At 66.0% G+C, this 5650-nt stretch carries 5 protein-coding genes; 1 reads left to right on the forward strand and 4 read right to left on the reverse strand.

Features of this window, described 5'->3' with window-relative positions:
• Positions 1–115 precede the first annotated feature (115 nt).
• The 3 genes from RT551_RS21020 to ttcA are packed head-to-tail and all read right to left on the reverse strand — an operon-like array spanning position 116 to position 2730.
• The gene (locus RT551_RS21020) at positions 116–892 is read right to left on the reverse strand and encodes a SprT family zinc-dependent metalloprotease (RefSeq protein WP_313462108.1); all 777 of its coding nucleotides are present in this window, start codon (positions 890–892) and stop codon (positions 116–118) included.
• 55 nt (positions 893–947) lie between these two features.
• A complete protein-coding gene (locus tag RT551_RS21025) occupies positions 948–1853 on the reverse strand; it encodes a recombination-associated protein RdgC (RefSeq protein ID WP_313462110.1) in 906 nt (301 codons plus the stop codon).
• 13 nt (positions 1854–1866) lie between these two features.
• Positions 1867–2730 carry a tRNA 2-thiocytidine(32) synthetase TtcA gene (gene ttcA / locus RT551_RS21030; RefSeq protein WP_313462112.1) on the reverse strand — a complete coding sequence of 288 codons (864 nt, stop codon included), beginning with the start codon at positions 2728–2730 and terminating at the stop codon, positions 1867–1869.
• A 119-nt stretch (positions 2731–2849) separates the two neighbouring features.
• Between ttcA and RT551_RS21035 the strand changes: the two genes are divergently transcribed.
• Positions 2850–3053, forward strand: a complete 204-nt coding sequence (locus RT551_RS21035; protein WP_311193237.1) for a YdcH family protein — start codon at positions 2850–2852, stop codon at positions 3051–3053.
• Between the two features lie 86 nt (positions 3054–3139).
• On the opposite strand, the gene plsB is transcribed toward RT551_RS21035, so the two are convergent.
• Positions 3140–5650, reverse strand: a 2511-nt coding sequence (plsB, locus tag RT551_RS21040; protein WP_313462115.1) for a glycerol-3-phosphate 1-O-acyltransferase PlsB, incomplete at its 5' end; no start/stop codon positions are given.

The following is a 5650-nucleotide window of genomic DNA, read 5'->3' on the forward strand; positions in this document are numbered from 1 at the left end:
CACCATGCCCTAGCCGCATGTCCAGCTTTTGGGGGTCACCTCACCTGCGTGGCTGGAGGTGTCTGGGCACGACCGGGTGTAGGGACACGCCATGCGTGTCCACGGGGCAACCGGGTTACAACAGCTGCCTGAGCATCGCCTTCAACCGCCGCCCCTCACGCTGGAAATAATCCCGCTCCTCCCGCCAGGCCGGGAACCGCTGCTCCACCTCGTCCCAGAACGCCGGCGAATGATTGGCCTGGATCAGGTGACACAGCTCGTGCACCAGCACGTACTCGAACGCCGACGGCCGCCCCAGCACCAGTGCCAGGTCCAGCGCCATGCTGCCATCTGGAGCCAGTGAGCCCCACTGCGAGGACATAACCTTCAGACGCAGCCGCGCCGGTGCGCGCGGCAGGCCCGGCAGATAACGCGGCAGCCACTGGCCGACATCGGCGCGGGTCTGTGCCTCATAGAACTCGCGCAGCGTCCGCTTCAGCATGACGTCGGTACCGCGTGCCGGCCAATGCAGGCAGGCTTCATCTACGCCCAGTTCGAAATGCGCATAGCGGCCGGTTTCCCAGCGCAGCGGCAGCAGTTCCCCGCGCAGCGGCAACAGGCCAGGCTCGCCGATCACCAGCGGCGGCGGCAGGTTATGCGACTGGTAGTTGCGCAGCTGTTCGGACAACCAGCCCCGGTGCTCCTGCAGGAAACGTTCGCCCATCACCAGGCTGGCGCGCGGCGGCAGGGTCAGGCGCACACCGCGTTCGTCGACGCTGAGCTTGATCCGGCGCGCGCGCGGGTCGCGCACGCGCAGCACATCGATCTCGGCATCCTCCAGGCGCAGGCGAACGGTGTCGCGTTGCAGGGTGGGCGGGGCCGGTGAGATCAGGCGGCGGAGGAGTCCGGACATGGGTACAGCATAGCGCCGACCGGGGCCGGCGCATGTTCAGGCGGGAGGAAGGCGATCAATCCGCCTTGCTGAGCTTGAACGCCTCTTCCAGCAGCAGGAACAGGCGACGGATCTCGCCGCTCTGCAGGGCAAACCGGGCGTCCAGCTCAGCGCGGCGGCCGTCGTCGTCAGCATGTTCCAGCTGGTCCAGCGCACCGTCCAGGAATTTCAGCTTGCGCACGATCAGGTCGTCACCCAGCACGAACGACAGGTTGTCCTCGAACACCAGGGCCAGCTTGGTCACCTGCTTGCCGGCGTCCAGGTGCTTGTCGATCTCGTCGCAGCGCAGCTCCTGGTGCTGGCACTTGACCACCGCGCCGCCTTCCACCGGGTCCTTCATCTCGCACTCTTCACCCAGGCTCAGCCCGGTCGGCAGCGGCTCGCCGGCGATCCAACCGGTCAGGATCGAGCGCGGGGCGACTTCAGCGTTCAGCGGCATCGCCGGGAAGCTGCCCAACAGGCTGCGGATGTCGGACATCACGTTCTCGCCCTTCTTGCTGCTGGAGCAGTCCACCGCCACGTAACCGTGGGTGAGGTCGATCAGCGCATCGGTGCGCGAGCTCTTCACGAAAGCGCGCGGCATCAGTTCGTGCAGCAGGTCGTCCTTGAGGCGCTTGCGTTCGCGGCCGCCGGGCTTGCGCCCTTCCTTCTCCTCGATCTCTTCCAGCTTGCGTGCCAGCAGATCATTGACCACCGCGCCCGGCAGGATCTTGTCTTCACCGCCCACGGCCAGCCACAGGGCGTCACCGATGCGGTGCGAGAACACCTCTTTCTCTTCACGTCCGAATGGCGAGATGAAACCGCGCGAGGTCATCTCAAGCGGACCGACGGGCTTCAGCAGCACCTGCGGCAGCAGGGTGTCGACTTCGGAAAAATCAGTGGCGGTGGGGAAGCGGAACAGCGTCAGGTTGCGAAAGAACATGGAATTCCGGAAGTCAGTTCGTGAAGGATGAAGGCGTATCTGCGTGCGCGGGCACGGGGGCCAGCGCCAGGAAGTCAAACAGCGCCGGGTCGGCCAGCTGCGAGGGATGGATGTTGCCCAGCGCGCGCGCGATCTGGTCGATGCGTCCGGGGTGTTGCTGCTCCCACTGCTGCAGCATCTGCTGCACCTGGCGGCGCTGCAGGTTGTCCTGGCTGCCACACAGGTTGCACGGGATGATCGGGAACGCCTTGGCCTGCGCATAGGCGGTGATGTCGGCCTCGCTGACATAGGCCAGCGGCCGGATCACCACGTGCTGACCGTCGTCACTGCGCAGCTTGGGCGGCATCGCTGACAGCTTGGCGTGGTGGAACAGATTGAGGAAGAAGGTGGCCACGCTGTCGTCGCGATGGTGACCCAGCGCGATTTTGCTGAAGCCATGCTCGGCCGCGTGCCGGTACAGCGCGCCGCGACGCAGCCGCGAACACAGGGAGCACATCGTGCGGCCTTCCGGAATGACCCGGCTGACCACCGAATAGGTGTCCTGCTCGATGATCTGGAACGGCACACCGATGCTGGCCAGGTACTCGGGCAGCACGTGGGCGGGGAAGTCGGGCTGCTTCTGGTCCAGATTCACCGCGACCAGGTCGAAGTGGACCGGGGCCTTCTTCTGCAGCTGCAACAGCACGTCGAGCAGGGTGTAACTGTCCTTGCCGCCAGACAGGCAGACCATGACCCGGTCGCCTTCTTCGATCATGCCGAAATCGGCAATCGCCTGGCCGACCTGGCGGCGCAGCTGGCGCGCCTGTTTGTCCTGCGCGGCCGCGTCCGCGCGCGCGGTGCGGGGTGCAGGATCGGGAAGGGGCAGGACGACGGACATCCGGTCATTCTACCGGCTCGCATCGCAGGGGATGCGACCGCAGCCGGGCAGGCCCGGCTCTACGTGGTTTTGCGCGTTCACCCCCACGCTTCCTGCGGGGTGTGTATGCTCGGCAGTTGATGGAAACCTACACGCCCGATCAGATCAGTGCCCGTCTTGCCGTGCTGCGGCAGGAGCACCGTGAGCTCGACCAGCGGATCGAGCGGATGGCCGCCAATGGCGAGGACGAGCTGGAGTTCAAGCGACTCAAGCGCGACAAGCTGCGGCTGAAGGACTGCATCGCCAAGCTGGAAGACATGCTGATTCCGGACGAGCCGGCGTAGGTTCTGTTGGACACGCATGGCGTGTCCCTACGCGGCGTCCCTGTAGGGACACGCCATGCGTGTCCAACAGGATCAAACGGTGGCCCTCAATCCTGGGCCACCGGTTCCTCGGGCTTCGCCGCTTCCGGACTCACACGCTCGATGGTGTGCCGCAACTCGCGGCCCAGGATGAACTTGGCATCCTTCGCCCACGCATCCAGGCGCTGGTCGAACAGCAGCTTGCTGTTCTCGTCCGGCCACACCAGGCGCAGCTCGCGCAGCTTCTGGATGAAGCCACGGAACAGGGTCTTGTCGAAGAACTCCGGCGCGGCCGGCGCGTACAGCAGGCTCAGGCGCTGCGCCGCCTGCTGGCACAGGCTTTCCAGTTCGGCCGCGCCCAGCGTGCCCGGGCCGTTCTTCACCAGCACCGAAATGGCGATGTAGTAACGCTCGAACGCCTGCTGCAGCGAATGGCCTATGGCACGCAGGCGGAACACCTCGTCGGTCTGCCCGGTGTTGCGGGCCAGGATGCCGCCGTCGTCGTCGTTCACATTCTGCAGCAGGCCTTCGCGCACGAACACGTTGATGGTCTGCTCGATGCGCTGGGCAAACTGGTCTTCGGTCCACGGCAGGAACAGCTCTGCCTGCAGGAACGGGTACACCGTGCGGCCCAGCTGGACCAGCCCGGTGCGGCTCATGCGGCGGTTGTTCTGGAAGCAGCACGCCACCCACGACGACGCGGTGAACAGGTGGATGACGTTGTTGCGGAAGTAGCTCAGCAGCACCGCAGTGTCGCCACTCACACTGAGCACATCGCCCAGCGGGTGCTTGATGCGGGTGAGGACGTTGATCTCCTCGGCGTGGGCGATGATGCGCTCGGGCGAATGCGGGGTCACCGTCACCCGGTCCGAGTACGGCATTTCCTGCAGCAATGTCTTGCACAGCTGGATCTGCGCGATCAGGTCGGCCTCGCCCATCGCATGCTTGGGCGTGGACAGCAGCGCCAGTGCCAGCAGGTTGATCGGATTGACGTCGGCGGCGGCGTTGATGTGCACCTGGATACGCTCGGCCAGGTGATCCACCGTGCCCGACAGCCAGCTGGGTTTCTCATCCTCGCCCACCGGCTGGCCAGCCCACTCCGGAGCCTGCTCGGCCAGTACACGGTTCAACTCGATGGGTTCACCGAAGTTGACCACCACCTGGCCGAAGTTCTGCTTGAGCACCTTGGGAATGCCCCACAGCAACTGCCAGATCGATTCCTTTTCCTTGGGCCGGCCGGACAGCTCGTCCAGGTAGCTGCCACCTTCCATCAGCTTTTCATAGCCGATGTACACCGGCTGGAACAGCACCGGCTTGCGCGGCTGGCGCAGGAACGCGCGCAGCGTCATCGAGATCATGCCGCCCTTCGGCTGCAGCAGACGGCCGGTACGCGAGCGTCCGCCTTCGACGAAGTATTCGATGGAGTAGCCACCGGCCACCAACTGGGCGACATATTCGCTGAGCACGGCCGAATACAGCGCGTTGCCACGGATGGAGCGGCGGATGAAGAACGCACCGCCCTTGCGCAGCAGGGTGCCGACTACCGGCAGGTTCAGGTTGATGCCGGCTACGATGTGCGGCGGCACGATGCCGCGGTCGTACAGCAGGTAGCTCAGCAGCAGGTAGTCCATGTGGCTGCGGTGGCTGGGCACGTAGACCACTTCGTGTCCCGGCGCGGCGGCCTTGAACTTGTCCAGGTGGTGCACCAGCACGCCGGCGTAGATGCGGTTCCAGACGTGGCTGAGCATGAAGCTGGCCGAACGCACCACCGGGCTGGAGTAATCGGCGGCGATTTCCCAGGCGTAGGCATGCGCCTTCTTCCAGGCATCGGCCGGCTTGGAGTTGTCCCGCTTGGCCTGCGACGCAATGGCCTCGCGCACGGTGTCCGCGTCCAGCACCTTGTCCACCAGCAGGCGGCGGGTGGACAGGTCAGGCCCGATCACCGACTCGCGGATGCGGCGGAAATGGGTACGCAGCACGCGCTGCAGCTTGCGCACGGTGCGCTCGGGGTCCAGCCCCTCGTTCACCGTGGAACGCAGCGAGATCGGCGGGGCAAAGCGCACGATGGTGCTGCGGCCGTTCAACAGCACCGCCAGCAGGCGGCGGAAGCGGCCGACCAGTGCCCAGTTTTCCGAGAACAGCACCGCGAACCAGCCGCTGGTCTTGTCCGGTGCCCGACCGACGAAGATCGATACCGGCACCAGGTGCACGTCCAGCTCGTCGCGGATGCGATGGGCCTGCAGCACCTTGGCCAGCGAATCGGAGTGGGTCTTGGCCCCGCGCTGTTCGGGAATCAGCGAGTTGCTGCTGCTGCGCCGTGACAGCGCCACGTAGGCGCGCTTGCGCCCGGTGGGGTCACCGGCAATCGGCACCAGCGGCGACGGCAGGCCGGCATCGCGGCAGGCCCTGTCCAGGATCAGCGCGTTGGACAGACCATAGTCCTCCAGCACGTAGATCACCGGGCGGCCATCGTTGTACTGGCCGGGGTGTTCGGGTTCGATCTTCAGCGACAGCCACGGCTCGACCAGCCGGCCCAGCAGGCGCGCCCACCACGGGCGGCGGCCCTGCGGCGCGCGCGG

It is taken from the genome of Stenotrophomonas sp. (genome assembly GCF_032103445.1).
GTDB lineage: Bacteria > Pseudomonadota > Gammaproteobacteria > Xanthomonadales > Xanthomonadaceae > Stenotrophomonas.

Bases quoted from the DNA above. Each gene is read 5' to 3' on its own strand.
- RT551_RS21020 (WP_313462108.1), bottom strand. From the start codon at position 892: ATGTCCGGACTCCTCCGCCGCCTGATCTCACCGGCCCCGCCCACCCTG.
- RT551_RS21025 (WP_313462110.1), bottom strand. From the start codon at position 1,853: ATGTTCTTTCGCAACCTGACGCTGTTCCGCTTCCCCACCGCCACTGAT.
- RT551_RS21035 (WP_311193237.1), top strand. From the start codon at position 2,850: ATGGAAACCTACACGCCCGATCAGATCAGTGCCCGTCTTGCCGTGCTG.
- ttcA (WP_313462112.1), bottom strand. From the start codon at position 2,730: ATGTCCGTCGTCCTGCCCCTTCCCGATCCTGCACCCCGCACCGCGCGC.